The organism is Thermasporomyces composti (assembly GCF_003386795.1).
Taxonomy (GTDB): domain Bacteria; phylum Actinomycetota; class Actinomycetes; order Propionibacteriales; family Actinopolymorphaceae; genus Thermasporomyces; species Thermasporomyces composti.
In genome coordinates, this window is record NZ_QTUC01000001.1 from 2,132,190 (window position 1) to 2,152,627 (window position 20,438).

General features: G+C 70.9%; 15 protein-coding genes. 12 read left to right on the forward strand and 3 right to left on the reverse strand.

What is annotated here, in order from left to right; genetic code table 11:
* Positions 1-29: 29 nt before the first annotated feature.
* On the forward strand, positions 30-1,115 hold the full coding sequence (locus tag DFJ64_RS09245; protein ID WP_115850099.1) for an inositol-3-phosphate synthase: 1,086 nt from the start codon (positions 30-32) through the stop codon (positions 1,113-1,115).
* Between the two features lie 164 nt (positions 1,116-1,279).
* Here DFJ64_RS09245 and DFJ64_RS09250 read toward each other — a convergent pair whose 3' ends face one another.
* A complete protein-coding gene (locus DFJ64_RS09250) occupies positions 1,280-2,728 on the reverse strand; it encodes a CCA tRNA nucleotidyltransferase (protein ID WP_211310805.1) in 1,449 nt (482 codons plus the stop codon).
* A gap of 175 nt (positions 2,729-2,903) precedes the next feature.
* Between DFJ64_RS09250 and DFJ64_RS09255 the strand changes: the two genes are divergently transcribed.
* The 8 genes from DFJ64_RS09255 (at position 2,904) to DFJ64_RS09290 (ending at position 13,665) form a co-directional block, all read left to right on the forward strand.
* Positions 2,904-5,411, forward strand: a complete 2,508-nt coding sequence (locus tag DFJ64_RS09255; protein WP_147304656.1) for a DUF6049 family protein — start codon at positions 2,904-2,906, stop codon at positions 5,409-5,411.
* A gap of 13 nt (positions 5,412-5,424) precedes the next feature.
* The gene (gene murJ, locus DFJ64_RS09260) at positions 5,425-7,110 is read left to right on the forward strand and encodes a murein biosynthesis integral membrane protein MurJ (RefSeq protein WP_170152560.1); all 1,686 of its coding nucleotides are present in this window, start codon (positions 5,425-5,427) and stop codon (positions 7,108-7,110) included.
* 344 nt (positions 7,111-7,454) lie between these two features.
* On the forward strand, positions 7,455-9,140 hold the full coding sequence (locus DFJ64_RS09265) for a protein kinase family protein (RefSeq protein WP_170152561.1): 1,686 nt from the start codon (positions 7,455-7,457) through the stop codon (positions 9,138-9,140).
* Positions 9,137-9,901, forward strand: a complete 765-nt coding sequence (sigM, locus tag DFJ64_RS09270; RefSeq protein ID WP_115850104.1) for an RNA polymerase sigma factor SigM — start codon at positions 9,137-9,139, stop codon at positions 9,899-9,901. The genes DFJ64_RS09265 and sigM overlap by 4 nt, the downstream gene beginning before the upstream one ends.
* Positions 9,898-10,788, forward strand: coding sequence for an anti-sigma factor family protein (locus DFJ64_RS09275; RefSeq protein WP_115850105.1), 891 nt, complete (start codon positions 9,898-9,900; stop codon positions 10,786-10,788). Before sigM ends, DFJ64_RS09275 begins: the two co-directional genes overlap by 4 nt.
* A 75-nt stretch (positions 10,789-10,863) precedes the next feature.
* Positions 10,864-11,871, forward strand: coding sequence for a thioredoxin-disulfide reductase (gene trxB, locus DFJ64_RS09280; RefSeq protein ID WP_245941031.1), 1,008 nt, complete (start codon positions 10,864-10,866; stop codon positions 11,869-11,871).
* Positions 11,872-11,902: 31 nt separating this feature from the next.
* Positions 11,903-12,232: a thioredoxin gene (trxA, locus tag DFJ64_RS09285; RefSeq protein ID WP_115850107.1), complete on the forward strand. Its 330-nt coding sequence runs from the start codon at positions 11,903-11,905 to the stop codon at positions 12,230-12,232.
* A gap of 290 nt (positions 12,233-12,522) precedes the next feature.
* A complete protein-coding gene (locus tag DFJ64_RS09290; RefSeq protein ID WP_115850108.1) occupies positions 12,523-13,665 on the forward strand; it encodes an N-acetylmuramoyl-L-alanine amidase in 1,143 nt (380 codons plus the stop codon).
* Positions 13,666-13,684: 19 nt separating this feature from the next.
* Here DFJ64_RS09290 and DFJ64_RS09295 read toward each other — a convergent pair whose 3' ends face one another.
* Complete coding sequence (locus tag DFJ64_RS09295; RefSeq protein ID WP_115850109.1) at positions 13,685-14,302, reverse strand: GNAT family N-acetyltransferase; 618 nt, start codon at positions 14,300-14,302, stop codon at positions 13,685-13,687.
* A gap of 481 nt (positions 14,303-14,783) precedes the next feature.
* Here DFJ64_RS09295 and DFJ64_RS09300 point away from each other — a divergent pair, with 481 nt between their 5' ends.
* From DFJ64_RS09300 to DFJ64_RS09310, 3 genes are all read left to right on the forward strand, one after another.
* Positions 14,784-16,103 (forward strand): aminotransferase-like domain-containing protein, encoded by a 1,320-nt coding sequence (locus DFJ64_RS09300; protein WP_115850110.1) that lies wholly within the window; start codon positions 14,784-14,786, stop codon positions 16,101-16,103.
* Positions 16,104-16,154: 51 nt separating this feature from the next.
* A complete protein-coding gene (locus DFJ64_RS09305) occupies positions 16,155-17,126 on the forward strand; it encodes a D-alanine--D-alanine ligase family protein (protein WP_115850111.1) in 972 nt (323 codons plus the stop codon).
* A 241-nt stretch (positions 17,127-17,367) separates the two neighbouring features.
* Positions 17,368-17,862 carry a hypothetical protein gene (locus tag DFJ64_RS09310; RefSeq protein ID WP_115850112.1) on the forward strand — a complete coding sequence of 165 codons (495 nt, stop codon included), beginning with the start codon at positions 17,368-17,370 and terminating at the stop codon, positions 17,860-17,862.
* A 7-nt stretch (positions 17,863-17,869) separates the two neighbouring features.
* On the opposite strand, the gene DFJ64_RS20095 is transcribed toward DFJ64_RS09310, so the two are convergent.
* A complete protein-coding gene (locus DFJ64_RS20095) occupies positions 17,870-19,594 on the reverse strand; it encodes an inositol monophosphatase family protein (protein WP_115850113.1) in 1,725 nt (574 codons plus the stop codon).
* Between the last annotated feature and the right edge of the window lie 844 nt (positions 19,595-20,438).

Genomic DNA, 20,438 nt, shown 5'->3' on the forward strand with positions numbered 1-20,438 from the left:
CGCGCGGCATCACCAAGGAAGGAAACGTGATGAGCTCGCAGCCAGTACGGGTCGCCATCGTCGGTGTCGGGAACTGCGCGGCCTCCCTGGTCCAGGGCGTCCACTACTACCGCGACGCCGACCCGAGTCAGCGGGTCCCCGGTCTGATGCACGTGACCTTCGGCCCCTACCACGTCTCCGACGTGGAGTTCGTCGCCGCCTTCGACGTGGACAGCAAGAAGGTGGGCCAGGACCTCGCCGACGCGATCGTGGCCAGCGAGAACAACACCATCAAGATCTGCGACGTGCCACCGACCGGCGTCACCGTCAGCCGTGGACCCACCTTCGACGGCCTGGGCCGCTACTACCGAGAGACCATCGTCGAGTCCGACGCCGAGCCTGTCGACGTCGTCGACGTCTTGCGCCGGTCCGAGGCCGACGTCCTGGTGTCCTACCTGCCGGTGGGCTCCGAGGAGGCGAACCGCTTCTACGCGCAGTGCGCTCTCGACGCCGGCGTGGCCTTCGTGAACGCGCTCCCGGTGTTCATCGCCAGCGACCCCGCGTGGGCGGCGAAGTTCGAGGCGGCCGGGGTGCCGATCATCGGGGACGACATCAAGAGCCAGGTCGGCGCGACGATCACGCACCGGGTCCTGTCCAAGCTCTTCGAGGACCGCGGTGTCGTAGTCGACCGGACCTTCCAGCTCAACTTCGGCGGGAACATGGACTTCAAGAACATGCTGGAGCGCGACCGGCTGGAGTCGAAGAAGATCTCCAAGACCCAGGCGGTCACCTCCCAGATCCCGCGTGAGCTGGACAAGCGCAACGTCCACGTCGGTCCCAGCGACCACGTGCCCTGGCTCGAGGACCGGAAGTGGGCGTACGTCCGCATCGAGGGCCGGGCCTTCGGCGATGTGCCGCTGAACCTCGAGTACAAGCTCGAGGTGTGGGACTCCCCCAACTCCGCGGGGATCATCATCGACGCGATCCGGGCCGCCAAGATCGCCAAGGACCGAGGGATCGGCGGACCGATCCTGTCGGCGTCGTCCTACTTCATGAAGAGCCCGCCCGTGCAGTACCCCGACGACGAGGCTCGAGAGCTCGTGGAGCGGTTCATCCGCGGCGAGGTCGAGCGCTAGAGCTCACCACGGCGAAGACCCTGGCTCCGGCGTCGGGCTGTCGAGTCCGACCCGGAGCCACCCGACGCCACCCCGAGCACCTGCCCCGACGTCACCGCTGCCTCGGCGTTTCGGCGACGAACACGGACACGCACGCGTGTCCGCGAAGGCTCCAGCGCTGGCCGTCAACGCTGGTCGTGCGCCTCCTGGTACTCCGGCTGCTCGCGCCACCACCGCAGCAGCTCCTCCCGCGCGGTCTCCTTGTCCTGCGGCCCCTTGTCGAGGCGGAACTCCAGCAGGTGCTTCCAGGCGCGGCCGACGAGCGGACCCGGTTGGATGCCGAGAATCTCCATGATCTCGTTGCCGTCGAGGTCGGGACGGATGTTCCGCAGCTCCTCCTCCGCGGCCAGCCGTTCGATCCGCTCCTCCAGATGGTCGTAGGCGCGCTGGAGTGCCGCCGCCTTGCGCCGGTTCCGGGTCGTACAGTCGGCGCGGGTCACGATGTGGAGGCGGTCCAGCAGCGGGCCGGCGTCGCGGGCGTACCGACGCACTGCGGAGTCCGTCCACTCGCCGGTGCCGTACCCGTGGAAGCGCAGGTGGAGCTCGACGAGCCGAGAGACCGCCTCGATCTGGTCGGTCGGGAACCGCAGGGCCCGCATGCGCTTGGCGGTCATCTTGGCCCCGACCACCTCGTGGTGGTGGAACGTCACCTTTCCGCCGGGTTCGAAACGACGTGTCTTGGGCTTGCCCACGTCGTGCATGAGGGCGGCGAACCTGGTGATGAAGTCCGGACCGCCGCCCGGCAGGCGATGCTCGAGCGCGATGGCCTGCTCGAGCACGGTGAGCGTGTGCTCGTAGACGTCCTTGTGGCGGTGGTGCTCGTCCACCTCCAGCCGGAGCTTGGGCAGCTCAGGCAGGATGTGGTCGGCCAACCCGGTGTCCACCAGCAGCTCCAGCCCGGCCCGCGGGTGGTCGCCCAGGATGAGCTTGACGAGCTCGTCCCGGATCCGCTCGGCCGACACGATCGTGATCCGGTCGGCCATCCGCCGCATCGCGTCGACGACCTCCGGCGCCACCGCGAAGCCGAGCTTGCTCGCGAACCGCGCGGCCCGCAGCATGCGCAACGGGTCGTCGTTGAAGGAGTCCTCCGGCCGGCCCGGCGTCCGGATGACCCCGGCTACCAGGTCGGTGAGACCCCCGTACGGGTCCACGAACACCCGGTCGGGCAGCCGCACCGCCAGCGCGTTGATCGTGAAGTCACGACGAGCCAGGTCACCCTCGAGCGAGTCGCCGTACGTCACCTCGGGCTTGCGGCTGTCGGGCTCGTAGACGTCGGAGCGGTACGTCGTGATCTCGACACTCCAGTCGCCCTTGCGCGCACCGATCGTCCCGAAAGCGCGCCCGATGTCCCATGTCGCGTCGGCCCAACCGGCGAGCAGCCGCTCGACTCGCTCGGGTGGAGCGCTCGTGGTGAAGTCGAGGTCGGTCCCGAGCCGACCGAGCAAGGCGTCCCGGACCGAGCCGCCCACCAGGGCGATCTCCTCCCCGGCGGCACGGAACCGAGCGCCGAGCTCGTCGATCACAGGCGTGATGCGCAACAGCTCGCGTACGCCGCGACGCTGCGCCTCGCTCAGGCGGTCCTTGGGCACGGGAGGCAAGCGTACGACTTCACAAGAGGGCGCCACAAAAGAACTCAGAGTGGCGTCGGACCCGTCGGACGGTTGCGCCGCGTGCGCGGACGTTCCCGGTCGGAGACCTCCTCCCGGTTCTACGCTCTGGCTCGCCAGCCATCACCATTAGCATCGAGGGGTGCCGCGTCGGACGAGGTTGCTGCGGGCCGTGGTGGGCGCCCTCCTGGCGGTCCCGCTGTCCCTCAGCGGCGTCCTGGCAGCCGGGACGAGTCGTGCCGTCGCGCAGGAGCCCCAGGTCCGCGTCTACCTGGACTCCATGACCCCGGTCGTCGACGAGCGCACCCGGCAGGTCCGGATCAGCGGGCGGATCGTCAACACCGGTGACGTCGCGTTGACCACGGTCAACGCGATGTTGTGGTTCCACGACACACCTCTCACCACCCGTCAGGAGCTGGCGGCGGCGGCCCGGGAACGGCCCGGCGAGCGGCTCGGTCTCCGCGTCGACGAACCCTGGAGCCTCGTCGACGAGGTGACCGAACGACTGCGTCCAGGGCGTACGGCCTCCTTCCGGGTCGAGGTCCCCGTCGAAGACCTCCCCTTCGGGGCGGCGGGCGTCTACGTCGTCGGCGTCGACGTCCGAGGCACCCCAGAGTTCTCCAGCTCACGACAGACCTGGCGCGCCCGCACGTTCCTGCCATACGTGCCCCGCGGCACCACCATGACGCCGGTCGAGGTCTCCTTCCTCCTCCCGCTCACCAGCGCCCCCAGCCTCGTCGCGGGCGACACGTTCACCGGCAGTGACGGAGTCACGGGCACGACGGTCGCCGACGGCACGCCCAACCCTCACGAGTTCGGAACGGACGGACGCCTGAGCCGACTGCTCGAGCTCGGCTCGGACCACCGGCTCACCTTCGTCGTCGACCCGGAGCTGCTCGCCGAGGCCGAGCGCATGGCTGACGGCTACTCGACCTCCGCCGGCGTGTGGATCGGGCCTGACCAGGCAGCGGACGTCCGTCGCTGGCTCAACCGGGCGCGGGGCGTGCTGGCCGCCCACCACACCTTGTTCCTTCCGTACGCCGACCCGGACCTGCCCACCCTGCACCAGTACCAGCTCACCGACCGCTACCAGCGAGCGATGGACGTCGCCGCGGACGCCGTCCGGAAGTACCGCGCGAGTGGCACCGTGAGCTGGCCGAGCGGCGGGCGCGCCGACGCCGGGATGCTCGAGACGATCGCGGCCAGCGGCGGCGAGACCGTCCTGCTCAACCGCGAGGCCCTCCCACGACTCCCGGCGGACGGTTCCAGCCCGGTGGCGTCACTCGCGACGCCGGAGGGCGCGCTCACCGCCCTGCTGGTCGACACCAACCTCACCGCTGGCGGTCCTGCCGGCCAGAGCTCGCCGGTCCACGTCCAGCAGCGGTTCCTCAGCGAGACCGCGCTGCTGGCGATGCAGGACGGTGGCGGCGGCCCCACCCCCTTGCGCCGGGTCGTCGCGGCGTTCCCGCGGAACTGGAACCCCGGCCCGTCCGGGCAGACGTTGTTCAGGGCGGTCGAGTCGATGACGTGGCTGCGACCGGTGTCGGCGGCCGCGCTGCTGTCGCAAGCGCCGACGGCCTACGGCGGACCGTTGGCTCGCGCGGACCGCCAGGGCACCCTCCACCCGAGCGTGATCAGCGAGCTGCGGCAGCTCTCGACGACCACCGAGACCATGCTCCAGCTGCTCGCCGAGCCCGAGGCGTCCGAGCCGGCGCTCGACCTGGGTTTCCTGCGGGGGACCTCGACCGCGTGGCGCCGTGATCCCCTGCAGGCCGCCCACCTCGTGGAGACCATGGACGGCAACCTCCAGTCGGCGATCAGCAAGGTCTCGGTGGTGCCACCGCGGCTCGTCACCCTCTCCAGTCAAACCGGACGCTTCCCGGTGACCATCTACAACGGCGGTGACGAGCCGGTGCGGGTACGGCTGCAGGTCAAGCCTCGGGACCCCGAGCTGCTCGACGTCGCGCCGATCGAGTCGGTGCGGGTCGATCCGAACCGTCGTGTGACGGTGAGCGTGACGGCTGCGGCGTCCGGCAAGGTGGCCCGTCAGGCGATCCAGATGGAGGCGCGGCTGGCCACGCCGTCCGGCATCGTCTTCGGACCCCCGGTCTCCTTCCCCGTCCAGGTCCGCGGCTACGGTCAGGTCGGTTGGGTGATCATCGGCGTCGGCCTCGGACTCATGGCGCTGGCCGCGGGCACGCGGATCTACCGCAGCGTCCACTCCGCCCTGCGGCGACGTCGAGCAGGCGGCACGCCGGTCGACCCGGCCGAGGCCGGAACCGCGACGGAACCCCCGACTCCCGCAGAGCCCGCACCTCCGGCAGCGACTCCCCCAGGGAGCGCGGACCTGACGGAGCAGACCACCTCGGAGAGCGCGCCCAGCCCATCCGTCACACTGTCCGACGACACGCTCACGGACGCCGAGGAGAGCCAGGCGCGGTCATCCGGCACGACGCGGACCGACAGGAAGCCGACCAAACCGACGGGCACCCACCTGGCCGGTTCCCAGCCGGCTGACACCGCACGACCTGACCCTCCAGGCGGCGCTCCGCGTGGCACAGCGCACGAGACGAGTCCGAATGGCACCGAGCGGCCCACCCAGACCGATCCGGCGGTCGCTCCGGCGCCATCGACCCGGGATAGGACGTGACGAGAGCACGACGGTGAGCACCGACACCGCCACACAGTCGAAGCCCCAGTCCCGCGGCTCCGGCCTCCTGAGAGCCAGCGCGATCATGGCGCTCGGCACGATCGTGTCGCGGCTCACCGGCTTCCTGCGCAGCCTGGTCCTGGTCTGGGCGCTGGGCACGGCGCTGTTCGCCGACACCTTCAACCTCGCCAACACGATCCCGAACTCGCTCTACATCCTGGTCGCGGGTGGCGCGCTGAACGCGGTCTTCGTCCCCCAGCTCGTCCGGGCGATGAAGAACGACCCGGACGACGGCCAGGCGTTCGGGCAACGCCTCCTCACGCTCACCGCGCTCGTGCTCGCCGGCATGAGCGTCGTGGCCGTCGTGGCCGCGCCGCTGCTCGTCGGGCTGTACGCCAGCGGCGACTTGAAGGAGCCGGCCAACCGGCCCTACTTCGACCTCGCGGTGGTCTTCGCGTGGTACTGCCTGCCGCAGATCTTCTTCTACGGGCTCTACGTCATCTTCGGCCAGATCCTCAACGCGCGCGGCCGGTTCGGCCCGATGATGTGGGCCCCGGTCCTCAACAATCTCGTCTCGATCGCCGTCTTCGCCGCGTTCATCGTCGTCTCGGACGCCAGGACGCCCGAGGAGATCACCGGGGGCGAGGTCGCGCTGCTGGGCCTGGGATCCACCCTGGGTATCGCCGTCCAAGCGCTGTGCTTGGTCCCCGTGCTGCGCCGCGCCGGCTTCCAGCTGCGCCCGCGGTTCGACTTCCGCGGCGGTGGCGTGGGCAAGTCCGGTCGGCTGGCGATCTGGACGATCGGATACGTCGTCGTCAACCAGGTCTGGTTCCTCGTCGCCACTCGCCTCACCACGGGCGTGGGAGCCGAGGCGCTCCGCCTCTTCGGTGACGACACGGGGTACGGCCTGACGCCCTACCTCAACGCGTACCTCATCCTCATGCTCCCGCACTCGGTGATCACGGTCTCGATCGTGGCGGCGCTCCTGCCCCGGATGAGTCGGTCGGCCGCCGACAACGACCCAGCACAGGTGCGGGCCGACCTCTCCCAAGGGCTCCGGCTGACCGCCGTGGCGATCATCCCGGCCGCCTACGCCTTCCTCGCCCTGGGCCCCGAGCTGACCGTCACGCTGTTCAACTACGGCCAGGTCGGGGAGCCGAGCGCCCGCTTCATGGGGTACGTGCTCATGGGATTCGCCCTCGGCCTGGTCGGCTTCTCCAGTCACCACGTCGTGCTGCGCGCGTTCTACGCCTACGAGGACACCCGCACTCCGGTGTTCATCCAGGTCGTGGTGGTCGCCACCAGCATCGCGTGCGCGACCGCGGCGTACGCCGTGCTCCCAGTGCAGTGGAAGACGGTCGGGATCGCGGGGGCCTACGGCGTCGGGTACTGGGTCGGCTTCCTCCTCGCGCTGGCGGTCCTGCGCCGGCGGATCCACGGCGTGGACGGTCGCCGGCTCGCCAGCACGTACCTGCGGGCCGGTGCGGCGGGCCTGCTCGCGGCGGCCGCGGCGTTCGGCGTGGCGCGGTTGGTGAACGTCAGCCTCGACGGCGCTGTCAGCCCGGTGGTGGCGCTCGTCAGCGGCGGGGTCGTCCTCGGTGCCGGGTACCTCGCGCTGAGCTGGTCCTTCCGGGTCCGTGAGATCACCGAGCTGCTCGACGTCGCGCGACAGCGTCTCGGGAGGTCGGCGACCCACTGAGGGTCGGGGGGTTCGGCCGGCTGTCGCCGTCGACATGCGGTCGCGGCGGATCCGTGTGGCGGGGGATGTCACGTCGCCCTGATCCCCACCGGTTCAGGCCAGGCCGCTGCGTCAGGGCGTGCCGGTGCGCGCACGAGCGGCGCGAGGCACACCACAGGAGGGGAACGAATCGCGAGTCCGATCCGTCGAATCTCGCGACGGGTCCACTGGACCGCGCCCAACACCGGCGAGCGACCCACCACTTCTCGCGTCACCGTGCCAGCGGAACAATGCGTGGGGCATTAGCATGGGGTCGCAAGCCCAACGGTATGGGACCACGTGTCCCCTCGGCGAGCAGGAGGGCCGTGCATCCAACTGATGTCGACCCGGGCGTCACCCTCGCCGGCCGCTATCGGGTCGCAGAGCTTCTCGCCGAGACTCCTGGCGACGGCGGCGTTGCACAGACCTGGCGCGCGGTCGACGAGGTTCTGTCACGGTCCGTAGTTGTCTACGTACTGGCTGCTGATGACCCTCGAGCGGACGCGTTGCTCGAGGCGTCACGCCGTGCCGCCACCGCCACCGACGTGCGCTTCCTCCGGGTGCTCGACGCACTCCGTGACGACGGTGTCGCCTACGTCGTTCGCGAGTGGGTGGCGGGGCGCAGCTTGGCCACGGTGCTCGCGGACGGACCACTGCCGCCGCACCAAGCCGGCCTCTTGGTGCGGGAGGTCGCCGAGGCCCTCGCCAACGCCCACGACCAGGGACTCGCCCACGAGCGGCTCGACCCCGACAGCGTGCTCATCACCGACTCGGGCGCGGTCAAGATCGTCGGACTCGCCACGCAAGCCGCGCTCGATGCCAGTGGGGGCACCAGTCAGACTGATCCGGCGCGGGCTGACGCGATCGGTCTCGGCCGGCTGCTCTACGCCGCCCTCACCGCACGGTGGCCGACCGGACCGCTCTGTGGACTCGACGCGGCCCCGCGAGCTGCTGACGGCAGCCTGCTCCTGCCGCGGCAGGTCCGCGCCGGCGTGCCACGACCGCTGGACGAGATCACCGAGCGCATCTTGCTCGATCAGCCCCGCAGTGGCGACCCACTGACGGCGCCGCGGGAGATCGCCATGGCGCTCACCGAGGTCGTGGGGTCCACCCCGCTCGAAGGCGTCCTTCCTCCTCCCGCCGACCCGAGCCTCGACCCGACGATCGCGGCGCCGCCCGTCGCGCCTCGGCCCCCCTCCTACGCCGACCAGCCCACCCAGGTCGGCGGCCGGCCGGTGGACGTCGGTGGGCCCAATGGCGCGGGTCGCTGGAACAGCGACCAGGTGTCCGACTACCCCGCCGCGCAACCCACGGTCCCGGTCCGCTCCTACCCGCCACCCCGTCCGCCGGCCGCTCGTCCGTACCCCCCGGCCAGGCGACGTGGTCCGCGGTGGTCTCACATCGCCGGCGTCCTCGTCGGACTGGTCCTGCTCTGCGGCGTGGGGCTCTTCGCGTGGCAGCTCATGAGCCAGGCGTTCCGCCCGCCCCAATCGACACCATCGAGCTCGGCGAGCGCGGAGCCCTCCGCCACGCGCGACGCAGCTGAGCCGGGCACTCCGATCGAGATCGCCGCCGCCCGCGACTACGACCCGTCGCCGGGGAGCGACGGCGAGGAGCACCCCGAGGACGTCGACAAGGCGTACGACGGTGATCCCTCCACCGTCTGGACGACGATGAGCTATCGCGGCGATCCTCGGCTGGGGCGCTTGAAGCCCGGTGTCGGTATCTGGTTCGACCTGGGCAGCGTCCAGTCCGTGGGCAGTGTGGAGCTGCAGCTGCTCGGCAACGGCACCGACTTGGAGATCCGCGTCGCACCGGACGACGCGGTAGGGCCGCCGGCCACCGCCGACGAATGGCGCACGGTGGAGTCGGTGACCGGGGCAGGCAGCGAGGTCACCATCGAGTTCGACAAGCCGGTCCGCACCCGGTACCTGCTCGTCTGGATGACCAAGCTGCCACCCGAGGGGTCGGAGTACCGAGGAGGCGTGGCCGAGATAGTCGTACGCCAATGATTACGAGGACGCCCGGGGCCGTTACCAACGGTGACGGCGCCAGTGACAAGGAACTCCTCAAGCGGCATGTCGCCGGCGACCCGGACGCGTTCGCCGAGCTGTTCCGCCGGCACCGTGACCGCCTCTGGGCCGTGGCGCTCCGCACGCTGGCCGACCCGGAGGAAGCCGCCGACGCGCTCCAGGAAGCGTTGATCTCGGCGTTCCGGAACGCCGGCCAGTTCCGTGGCGAGTCAGCGGTCACCACGTGGCTGCACCGGGTCGTGGTCAACGCCTGTCTGGACCGCGTGCGCCGCCGGGCGGTCCGCGCTGCCGACCCTCTCCCCGAGGACGACCGGGCCCCGGAGCTCGCCTCCGCCGGCCAGCCGGATCCCGCGGAGGCGGAGGAGCTTCGCCTCGACGTCATGACCGCACTCGACGCCCTCAACGCCGACCAGCGCGCGGCGATCGTCCTCGTCGACATGGAGGGCTACTCGGTCGAGGAGGCGGCGCGGATCTTGGACTGCGCACCTGGCACGATCAAGAGCCGGTGTGCCCGTGGTCGGGCAAAGTTGGCACCCCTCCTGCGTCACCTGCGGCCCACGCGGTCCACTGGGCAAGCCACGACCAGCGCGCGGAGTGACGGACAGACCGGGAACCCCGCGGGGTCCTCTGACGTCCAACGCGTGCCGAGGAACGGTCCGCGGACGGAGGCGGATCGTCCAAGCGTCCCGGCGAGCGGGCGTCGACGCGCGAACGAACCACCAGGAGGCGAGGTGAGGTGACGGTGAGTCACGTCGGCAACGACCTCCTCGCCGACTTCCTCGAGGGTCTGCTCCCGGCGGACGACGAAGCCTGGGTGGCGGCGCACCTGCGCGGCTGCCCGACCTGCGCGCGAGCCCGCGATGCTCTCCTCGAGGTGCGTGCCCTTCTGCGTCACGCGGGTGCAGAACCGCTCCCGATGCCCGACGAGGTCGCGGAGCGTCTCGAGGCCGCCCTCGCGGCCGAGTCGCGGGCACGGGCGGAGCGAACCGGCGTGGTCTCTCTCCGCACCGCCGAGACACGGCGCACCCCTGGTCAGACGGAACCAGCCCACCGAGACCGGCAGGATGGTCGCCGGCGCACCTCCGACCGGTGGGCTCGCCCGGCACGGCTGGTGCTCGCCGCCGCTGCGAGCGTGGCCGTGCTCGCCGGCGGCGCCGTGGTCGCCCGCGGCCTTCTGACCCCCGACACGACGACGGTCGCCGGGAACCCGCCCACGTCGTCCACCCCGACCCCGAGCCCCACGACCACCGCGCCCTCGACCCGGGCGCCGCGCACCTTCGCGTTCAAGACGCACTCGACGGTGCCCGCGCTCTCCACCGATGGATTCGCCGACGAGGTCAGCCGGCTGGTCGAGGCCCGTCCCCCGGGCAGCTCGCCGACCCGGGAGGGCTTCGGACTGTCCGGCAACGAGCCCGGTGTGGCGGGCAGCGCCAACCGCTGTGTCGAGCGGGTCCTGGACGAGGCGGGGGCGGGGAGCCCACTCGACGTGACCGCGGGCCAGCTCGACGGCCGTCCCGTCCAGGTGGCGATTGTGGTCGAGCGGGACAGCGTCCGTGCCTATGCGATCCAGGGGTGCCCTGGGGCGAACGCCCGAATCGTGCACCACGCGTCGGTGACGCCGCGCTGAGACCGCGTTGTCCCGCCCGCCGCGGCTGGCGACTGGTAGCTGCGGAATGTCGCGCACCTAGGATCGGTTACCTCAGTGGGCACCACCGTTGCCGAGGGGAGCGAGGAAGACGTGTCCGACGTCCGGAATGTCATCATCATCGGCTCCGGCCCAGCCGGGTACACCGCCGCTCTCTACGCCGCGCGGGCGGGACTGTCTCCGCTGGTCTTCGAGGGGTCCGTGAACGCCGGCGGCGCGCTCATGAACACGACGGAGGTCGAGAACTTCCCGGGTTTCCCCGACGGCATCCTCGGCCCCGATCTCATGGACGCGTTCCGCAAGCAGGCCGAACGCTTCGACGCCGAGCTGGTGCCCGACGACGTGGTGCGGGTCGACCTCACCGGTGAGATCAAGAAGGTCTGGGACTCCTCCGGCACCGAGCACCGTGCGCGGGCGGTGATCCTCGCGATGGGCTCTGCCTACCGCAAGCTCGGAGTGCCGGGCGAGGACCGGCTGTCCGGGCACGGCGTGTCCTGGTGCGCGACGTGTGACGGTTTCTTCTTCCGCGACCAGGACATCGCGGTGGTCGGCGGCGGCGACTCGGCGATGGAAGAGGCCACCTTCCTCACCAGATTCGCCCGCTCGGTCACGGTCATCCACCGCCGCGACGAGCTGCGGGCCAGCAAGATCATGCAGGACCGCGCCTTCGCCAACGACAAGATCAAGTTCCTGTGGAACACCCAGGTGGTCGAGATCCTGGGCGATGAGAAGGTGTCCGGGGTCGAGCTGGTCAATGTCAAGACGGGCGAGAAGTCCGTCCTGCCGATCACTGGCCTCTTCGAAGCGATCGGCCACGATCCGCGCAGCGAGCTCGTCCGGGGCCAGGTCGACCTCGACCCCGACGGCTACATCCGTGTGGAGGCGCCCACGACGCGCACCAACCTGCCAGGCGTCTTCGCCGCCGGTGATGTCGTCGACCGGATCTATCGTCAAGCGGTGACCGCCGCCGGAACCGGCTGCGCCGCGGCGATCGACGCCGAACGCTACCTGGAACATGTGGGCGACGTCGCGGCCGAGCAGGGTCGCCAGACCGTCCAAGCGTGAGTAGCCAACCAAACCCGAGAGGAGAAGGCCTGTGGGCGCTGTCAAGCCCGTGACCGACGCGGAGTTCGCGACCACCGTTCTGCAGAGCGACGTCCCCGTCGTCGTCGACTTCTGGGCCGAGTGGTGCGGGCCGTGCCGTCAGGTGGCGCCGGTCCTGGAGGAGCTCGCCACGGAGTTCGAGGGAAAGATCAACTTCGTCAAGCTGAACGTCGACGAGAACCCCAAGACGCCGCTCGAGTACCACGTGACCGGCATTCCGACGATCAACGTCTACGTCAACGGCGAGGTCGTGAAGTCGCTGGTGGGTGCCCGCCCCAAGGCGGCGATCAAGGCGGAGCTCGCCGAGGTGATCGCGGCCTGACCGAGCGGCTCGGCGTCGACGAGCACACCTGTCGAGGGCCTGGCAGGCGATGGTGACGGACACGTCATCCACCATCGCCGCCGGGCCCTTCGTGTCGTGAGCACCCCCTCGAACGGGAACGGAGCCGGTGACGGCCGCGTCGTCTGGTGGGGTCGTCTGGTGGGCGGCGTCGGCTGACGGGTCTGGACGGCTGGCCTCGATAGCATGGCGGGCAGTTGGCTGGTCCGGCCGCCGAAGCCCAGCACGAACGGCCTACCACGGACAGGCGAGCGACGAACTGGGAGGCATCCATGGCCGAGCACCGATACGGGCTCGGTGACCGCGGACCCGCGGTGTCTGAAATTCGCGCGAAGCTGGTCCAGCTCGGTCTGCTTCCAGCGTCCGGGGAGTCGGGCGATCCCGTGGAGGCGACCTTCGACCAGGCGGTCGACCAGGCGATCCGCCAGTTCCAGCAGCAGCGTGGTCTGAGCGCGACCGGCATCGTCGACGCGGAGACCTACCGGGTGCTGGACGAGGCACGGTGGCGGCTCGGCGACCGCCTGCTGTCCTACGTCGCTGGCCATCCCCTCATCGGAGACGACGTCGCGGCTCTCCAGCGTCGCCTGCTGGAGCTCGGCTTCGAGGTCAACCGGGTCGACGGCGTGTACGGCCCGGTCACCGAACAGGCCGTCCGGGAGTTCCAGCGCAGCGTGGGTGTGCCCGTCGACGGCATCTGCGGTCCGGCCACGTTCAAGGCCCTCGCGCGGCTCTCCCCGATCGTCACCGGTGGACGCGCGGACGCTCTGCGCGAGTCCGAGCGCATCCATCGAGCCGGACCCATGCTGCCCGGCAAGGTCGTCGTCGTCGACCCGGGCCACGGTGGGGACGACCGCGGCTACGTGGCCAACGGTCTGGTGGAGGCCGAGGTCGCCTACGACCTCGCCGCTCGAGTCGAGGGGCGTCTCGCCGCGACCGGTGTCCGGGTCTTCCTCACCCGGGGACGGGACAACAACCCCGACGAGGCGTCGCGCGCGCGGTTCGCCAACGAGACGAACGCCAACCTCGTGGTCTCGCTGCACGTCGACGCCCACCCCAACCCCGAGGCCAACGGCGTTGCCACCTACTACTACGGCACGGTGGGCGGTGACGGGATCCGCTCCACACTCGGCGAGCGGTTCGCGGGCCTCGTCCAGCGTGAGCTCGTCGCCCGTACGGACCTGCTCGACTGTCGTACGCACGCCAAGACGTGGGACCTGTTGCGCTACACCTCGATGCCGACCGTCCGGGTCGAGATCGGGTACATCACCAATCCCGAGGACGCCGCACGGCTCGCCGATCCCGCCTTCCGTGACATCGTCGCCGAGGCGATCGTGGTCGCCATCCAGCGGCTCTACCTCCCGCCCGACATGGACGCGCCGACCGGCGTCATGCAGCTTCGTGAGCTGATCCGCTAGTCACGCGTGCTGGCGCACGCTACGCCGGTCGAAAGGCGCCCTCCGGGGCCATCGACCCCAGCAACCGCTCCAGGGCCGCCTCGACGTCTTCCTTCCAGGTCGCGACCGTCCGCAGGTCCAACCGGAGCCGGGGATAGCGGTGGTGTGGACGCACGGTCTTGAAGCCGACCGCGAGGAGGAAGTCGGCCGGCATGATGCACGCCGGTTCCGTCCACGCCGCGTCGCCGAACGCCTCGAGCGCCCGGATGTCACGCTTGATCAGATCCTTGGCCACGCTCTGCACGAGCAGCCTGCCGATCCCGCTCTTGGCGAACTCCGGCAGGACGTAGGCCGTCATGAGCAACGCCGCGTCCGGGCTGACCGGCGAGGTGGGGAAGGCGGACGCCCGCGGCACACACTCGGGCGGAGCGCACAAGGCGTACCCGGCGGGATAGTCGTCGACATAGCAGATCTTCCCGCACGAACCCCACTCGAGGAGCGTCGCCGACACCCAGGCTTCCTTCTCCAGAGCCGGGTCGGCCGCCCGATCACCCCGCAGCCGCGCCGCGGGCGAGAGCTCCCAGAACACGCACCGCCGGCAGGTGCCCGGAAGATCGTCGAGGTTGTCCAGCGTGACGTTCGCGAGCCGGCGGGTCATGTCATCTCACCGTGGCTTACGTCCAGACGTCAGGTCATCCCGGCCATAGTCCCTCGCCGGGTGCCCCGCTGGCCAGCGTTCCCACGCGATCGGCGCGCGACCGCCGCGTCAGTGTGCCGCGCGTGACGCGGTCGACGCGGCGGGAACAGCGGCGGGCGCCCCGACGACCCGGGGACCACGCGACACGTCCCGCCGTGGCGGCGTCGCGGTGTGGTCGACCGAGGGGGTCGGGGCCTGGTAACCGCCCGCGTAGGAACCAACCGGACGATTCCGTCGACGGGGATGACGCCTCAACAAGCCGAGGCAGAACCCAAGGAGTACGCCGGCTCCTGCCCCCGCCAGGACCCACGAGACAATTCGCATCACAAGCCTCTCCGGCGAATACCCACTCCCCACGGGCCGCCTGATACGGCATCGTAGTAGCCGCGGGCCGTGGCGTCTCGACAGCAGGCCCGCGGAGCAGGAGAGGAGCGGGACGCCCATGGAGGGACGATCGGACCACCCACCTGTCCACCGTGAGACACGCTTCGACGCCGACGTCGCCCGCTACGCCGCTCGCGCGAAGGGCATGGTGGCGTCGGAGATCCGAGCACTGTTCGCGGTGGCGAACCGGCCCGAGGTGGTCTCCCTCGCAGGCGGCTCGCCGAACATCTCCGGCCTCCCGCTCGACGTGGTGAGCTCGCTGCTCAGCGACCTCGTCCTGCAGCGGGGGACGGTCGCCCTCCAGTACTCCACCGCCCAGGGCGACCCCACCCTCCGGGAGCAGATCACCGACGTCATGCGGCTCGTCGGGATCGAGGCGAATCCCGACGACGTGGTCGTCACCGTGGGGAGCCAGCAGGCGCTCGACCTGGTGACCCGCATCTTCTGCGACCCCGGGGACGTCGTCCTGTGCGAGGCGCCCAGCTACGTCGGGGCCCTCGGTGTCTTCGCGGCGTACCAGTGTCAGGTGGTCCACGTCGCCATGGACGACGAGGGCCTCGTGCCTGAGCACTTGGAGAACGCCATCCGTACCCTCGCCGCGCAAGGCCGGAGGCCGAAGTTCCTCTACACCATCCCCACCTACCACAACCCGGCCGGCGTCTCCCTCAGCCCGCAGCGGCGGGAAGCCATCCTCGAGATCTGTCACCGCCACGACCTGCTGATCGTCGAGGACGACCCGTACGGCCTGCTCGGCTTCGAGGGAGAGCCCAGCCGAGCGCTGCGGGCCGACGAGCCGGCGCGGGTGGTCTACCTCGGCTCCTTCTCCAAGACCTTCTCGCCGGGTCTGCGAGTCGGCTGGGCGCTCGCGCCGCACGCGATCCGGGACAAGCTCGTACTGGCGCAGGAGTCGGCGACGCTGTGCCCACCGGCGTTCAGCCAGCTCGCCGTCTCGACGTACCTGGCCAACCACGACTGGCAGAGCCAGATCAAGGCGCTGCGCGAGATGTACCGCGAGCGCCGCGACGCGATGCTGAGCGCGCTGGACGACCTGATGCCCCCGTCCACCACGTGGACCAAGCCGAAAGGGGGCTTCTTCGTCTGGATGACGCTGCCGGAAGGCCTGGACTCCAAGGCGATGTCGCCGCGCGCGATCCGCGAGCGAGTCGCCTACGTTCCCGGCACCGCCTTCTACGCCGACGGGTTCGGCAGCCAGTGTCTCCGCCTGTCGTACTGCTTCCCGCCGCCGGACCGGATCAGGGAGGGAGTCCGTAGGCTGGCCGCGGTCATCGAGCAGGAGCTGGAGCTGCGGGACACCTTCGGACCGTTCCACTCGGGTAGGAGGAAGGGCGTCGAGTCTCCCGGACCGGACCTCCGGTGAGGACGGCCTGAGAGAGTGAGCCGGTGACGAGCGGCAGTGAAGGGACGACGGATGAGTGATCTGGGGCCTGTTCTCGTCCTCGCGGGAGGCCTCTCCCACGAGCGTGAGGTCTCGCTGCGGTCCGGCCGGCGTGTGGCCGAGGCGCTCCGCGCCGTGGGTCTGGAGGTCTACGAGCGCGACGCCGACGCCGGCCTGATCCCGGCGATCCAGGAGGACCCGCCCTCAGCAGTGTTCCCGCTCTTGCACGGCACCGCCGGCGAGGACGGCTCGCTCCGCGAGGTGCTCGACCTGCTGGAGGTGCCCTACGTCGGCTCCTCGGCGGCGGCCTGCCGGACGGCGTTCGACAAGCCGGTGGCGAAGACCATCGTCTCGGCGGCGGGATTGTGCACGCCCCCGTCGGTCGTCCTGCCCCACGAGACGTTCCGCGAGCTGGGCGCGCACACGGTCTTGGAGCGCATCGTGGCGCGCCTCGGTCTCCCTCTGGTGGTGAAGCCGACCAAGGGCGGGTCGGCGCTGGGCTGCAGTGTCGTACGGTCGATGGACGAGTTGCCCAGCGCCATGGTCTCCTGCTTCTCCTACGGCGAGATCGCCCTCATCGAGCGCTACGTCGCCGGCACCGAGGTGAGCGTGGCGGTGATCGACATCGGGGACGGTCCGCGCGCGCTCCCCGCGGTCGAGATCGTGCCCGACAGCGGCATGTACGACTACACCTCCCGGTACACGGCGGGCGCGACGCAGTTCGTCGCCCCGGCTCGGCTCCCCTCCGCCGCGGCGGCCGCGTGCGCCGAGGCCGCGCTCGTGGCGCACCGGGCGCTCGGCCTGCGCGACCTGTCGCGTTCCGACTTGATCGTGGACGCCGACGGGGTGCCGTGGTTCCTGGAGGTCAACGTCGCGCCCGGGATGACGGAGACGTCGCTCGTGCCGCTCGCGGTCGAGTCGGCCGGACTCGATCTCGGCGTGCTGTGCCGCGACTTGCTCCACCTCGCGGCCGACCGCGCCGCCCGGGACCGTGGGGCACGGTGAGGGGCTAGTCCTCGCTGACGGCTCGGTGAGGTCACCGCGGATCTCTCGGCATCGTGACGAGCTGTTCGGCTGCCGCGCCCGAGGCGAGATCCTGCCATGAGTTCCTTCCTGCGGTGGCGGCGGGCGCGGCGCCTGCAGGCGGTCGCGCCGTGGTTGCTGCTGCTCGCGTTCGTGACGATTGTCGTCGGTGACTATTCCTTTGCCGCACCGTCGCCGTGGGCGCTCGAGGAGCGGCGGCCGGGTGCCGATCGCGGAAGCCGGTGGCGCCCTCATGGCCAGCATGGTGGGACTCGCGTGTCGGGGCCGGACGTGGGAGTGGGAGGGTCTCTCGATCCGACCCCTGCCCTGGCTGGCCGGCGGACTCGCGGCCTCGCTCGCGGTGGTGCCGCTCGGCGCGGTCTGGATCGGCACCTCGCGGATCGGTCACGGCTACAGCCCCACCGCCTACGTCTCGGCCGCGATGGCGTTGGTCGGCATCAGCCTGCTCATCGGCCCGAGCATCGCGCCTGCGCTGTCCTGGACGGTGCCGCTCGCGGTCTACCTCGCCACGGTCATCGTGCAGGTCGCGTGGCGGGACTGGGGTGGGCGGTGGTGGCCGATCGCGGATCCGCGTGCGGACGGGGATGCTCGCTGGCTGGTGTCCCTCACGCTCTTCGTGGCGGGCGTCCTCGTCCAGGCGGCGACGCGTGGCGGCACGATCGCCAGCCTTCGACGGCACGCGATCGAGAGCGCGTGAGACCTACTCAGCGGGGCGTGCGGGGCGGTGACAACGCGACGAGCAGGTCGTCGTGAATGCGGCCATTGGAGTACAGGCCGCCGCGCTGGTCCGGCGCCGTCCCGCCGCTGTGGTCGGTGAACGAGCCGCCGGCCTCGCGAACGAGCAGGATCCACGGCGCGTGGTCCCACGCGTGGCAGCAGTGCACGAGGTAGGCATCGAGCTCGCCTCGGATGAGGTCGACCAGCGGCAGCGGCGTCGGCGCCGGTTGCCGTGTCCCAGGCGGTAGCCGGCGGAGGAAGGACTCCGGCTGGACGGCGACGAGAGCGCCGTCGACGCTCGCCGTCGTCGAGACCCGCAGCCGCCGATCGGGCCGGCCGGCCACTCGCTCATACGTGCCGGTCCCGATGGCCGCCCACCAGCGGACGCCCAGGGCCGGCGCGTCAACGACCGCTACGACGATCTGGCCGTCTCGTTCGAGGGCGATCTGGATCCGCCAGTTGGGGTCGCCGCGAGCGAACGCGGCCGTCCCGTCGATGGGGTCGAGGATCCACGTCCGGTCGCTGTTGCCCTCGGTGCCGAGCTCCTCGCCCAGCACCGCGTCGTCGGGCCGCAGCTCCGCCAGGGCCTCTCGCAGGAGCCGCTCGACCGCGTGGTCGGCTTCGGTGACCGGGGTCGCGTCCGCCTTCGTCCGCGCGGTCAGGCCGCGCGCGAAGTAGTGCCGGGCGACCATCGCGGCTCTGTCGGCGAGCTCGTGCGCGACCTCGAGGTCGGACGACTCGCGGGTCACCGGAGGGCTCGGCCGGCGCACGCGCCGGGCGCGCGTCGCCTCGCGTGCGGCGGCGACCAGCATCGGCCCCCACCACTGCTCGCGTTCGAGCCGTTCGGTGAGCATCGCCACCTGCGGCGCGATGTCGATACCTTTCGCCCAGCGGGCGCACAGGTGGTTGCCGAGGTTGTGGAGGTGGAACGCGCAGCGCAGGTCCCCGAGCAGACCGAGGTCACCGACATCGGGACCCGCGACCTCGAGGTACCCGCGCAGGAACGCCTCGGCACGGTCGACCGTGGGTCGGGCCAGCGCCCCGGCGACCGCGAGGTCCGCCACTCGCAGGTCGACGTGGGTGAAGTCCCAGTCGAGGACCGCGCTGAGGTGGCCATCCCGCATGAGCACCTGGCCCGGACCGAAGTCGCCGTGGGCGACGACCCGGGGACACGACTCCGCGCCACTCAGGCGCTCGTGCACGTCCTCGGCCAGCCGCCGCAGCCACGTGCCCGCCGCACCGAACGCCCGCTCGAAGTCGGGTAGGAGCTCCGCCATCGTGTGGTCGTCACCCGGTCGCGGCGCGGTGAGGAACTCGTCGAGCCGGCTCCAGCCGGGTCGCTGCCCCAGCCGAGGCACCAGTGCCGCGGTGTGCTCGTGCAGCTCGGCGAGCAGACGGCCGTACGAGGGCGGGTCGTCGACCGGGACCGCGGGATGGGTGCCGTCCACCCACGAGAACGCCACCCAGATGGCGCCGTCCACCACCGTGGGTCCCGCGACGACCGGCGCGACCGGCGCTCCCTTCTCGGCGAGCGCCGTCACGACGTCACACTCGTAGGCGACCTCAGGGAGGCGGCGGAACGCAGGCGACCGACGCAGCGCGACCGGGGCGCCATCCCGGTACGCCCGCCAGATCGTGTTCACGCGACCGCCGGCGATCGGCTCGACGCCGGGACCGTCCAACCCGAGGGCGTTCACCACCTCGGTGCTCATCGACGTGGCGATCGCGACCCACCTCCTCGACAGTTCCGCTCAGCGACCTGGCGGCATGGCCTGGTCTGGGTGTGGTCAGGCCCGCGTCGCGGGCGGTCCAGAACGGTCCAGAACTTAGTGCCGGACGAGGCCCGCGCAGCGTCGATGTCCAGGAAAGGAGACGGCCTACGTCGGACCTCACCACGACCTCAGCCCCGGAGAGCGTGCGGCCTTCCGGAGCCGTGGTGTGGACGGCTCAGCGGAGCTCGTCGCGGATCCTCTCCTCGATCTCCTCAAGGCTGTCGAGCATCCTGAGCACGGCCTCGTGCCTGGCGCGACCGTATGCCCGCAAGGACGCATTGACGGCGCGTGGGTTCGTCAGCGGTTCCGCGAGCGGACATGTCGAGGCCAGGGCCTAGGCGCAGCCCACGGCGACGTGGAGACGAGGTCCTCGAAGCGAGCCGCCTGGTTCTCCTCCCGGTACGCGGCGAGGAACAGAGGAAGACCGGTCCCTGGTCGCCGAGGAGGATCGTCCTCGGATCGCGCCGATGCGCGGACGTGGCGCCACGGCGACATCGGGAGCCGCGCGGCTTCGTCGACAAGCATGCCTTGACGAGCACGGCGCAGCGCAGGGACGGGTACACCAGCGTCGCGGGCGAACGTCGCGAGTGCCACCGCTTCCCGTTCCCGCCGAGGACTCCGCGGTCGCGGTAGACCTTCGCGACCCACGCTCACCCGAGCAGTCGGTCACCAGGTAGGCGACCGTGGCGGTCCCTCCGGGAAGCGGGGTGGTGGTCGCCGCCGCAGGCCGTAGGACTCGACCAGTGTGTCGGCAACCGCTGACTGCTCGGTCTCCCTCACGCGC

What these genes read in the sequence shown, in the direction of transcription:
- DFJ64_RS09245 (WP_115850099.1), top strand. Translation starts at nt 30, where the DNA reads ATGAGCTCGCAGCCAGTACGGGTCGCCATCGTCGGTGTCGGGAACTGC.
- sigM (WP_115850104.1), top strand. Translation starts at nt 9,137, where the DNA reads ATGATTACGAGGACGCCCGGGGCCGTTACCAACGGTGACGGCGCCAGT.
- DFJ64_RS09290 (WP_115850108.1), top strand. Translation starts at nt 12,523, where the DNA reads ATGGCCGAGCACCGATACGGGCTCGGTGACCGCGGACCCGCGGTGTCT.
- DFJ64_RS09295 (WP_115850109.1), bottom strand. Translation starts at nt 14,302, where the DNA reads ATGACCCGCCGGCTCGCGAACGTCACGCTGGACAACCTCGACGATCTT.
- DFJ64_RS09300 (WP_115850110.1), top strand. Translation starts at nt 14,784, where the DNA reads ATGGAGGGACGATCGGACCACCCACCTGTCCACCGTGAGACACGCTTC.
- DFJ64_RS09305 (WP_115850111.1), top strand. Translation starts at nt 16,155, where the DNA reads ATGAGTGATCTGGGGCCTGTTCTCGTCCTCGCGGGAGGCCTCTCCCAC.
- DFJ64_RS20095 (WP_115850113.1), bottom strand. Translation starts at nt 19,594, where the DNA reads ATGAGCACCGAGGTGGTGAACGCCCTCGGGTTGGACGGTCCCGGCGTC.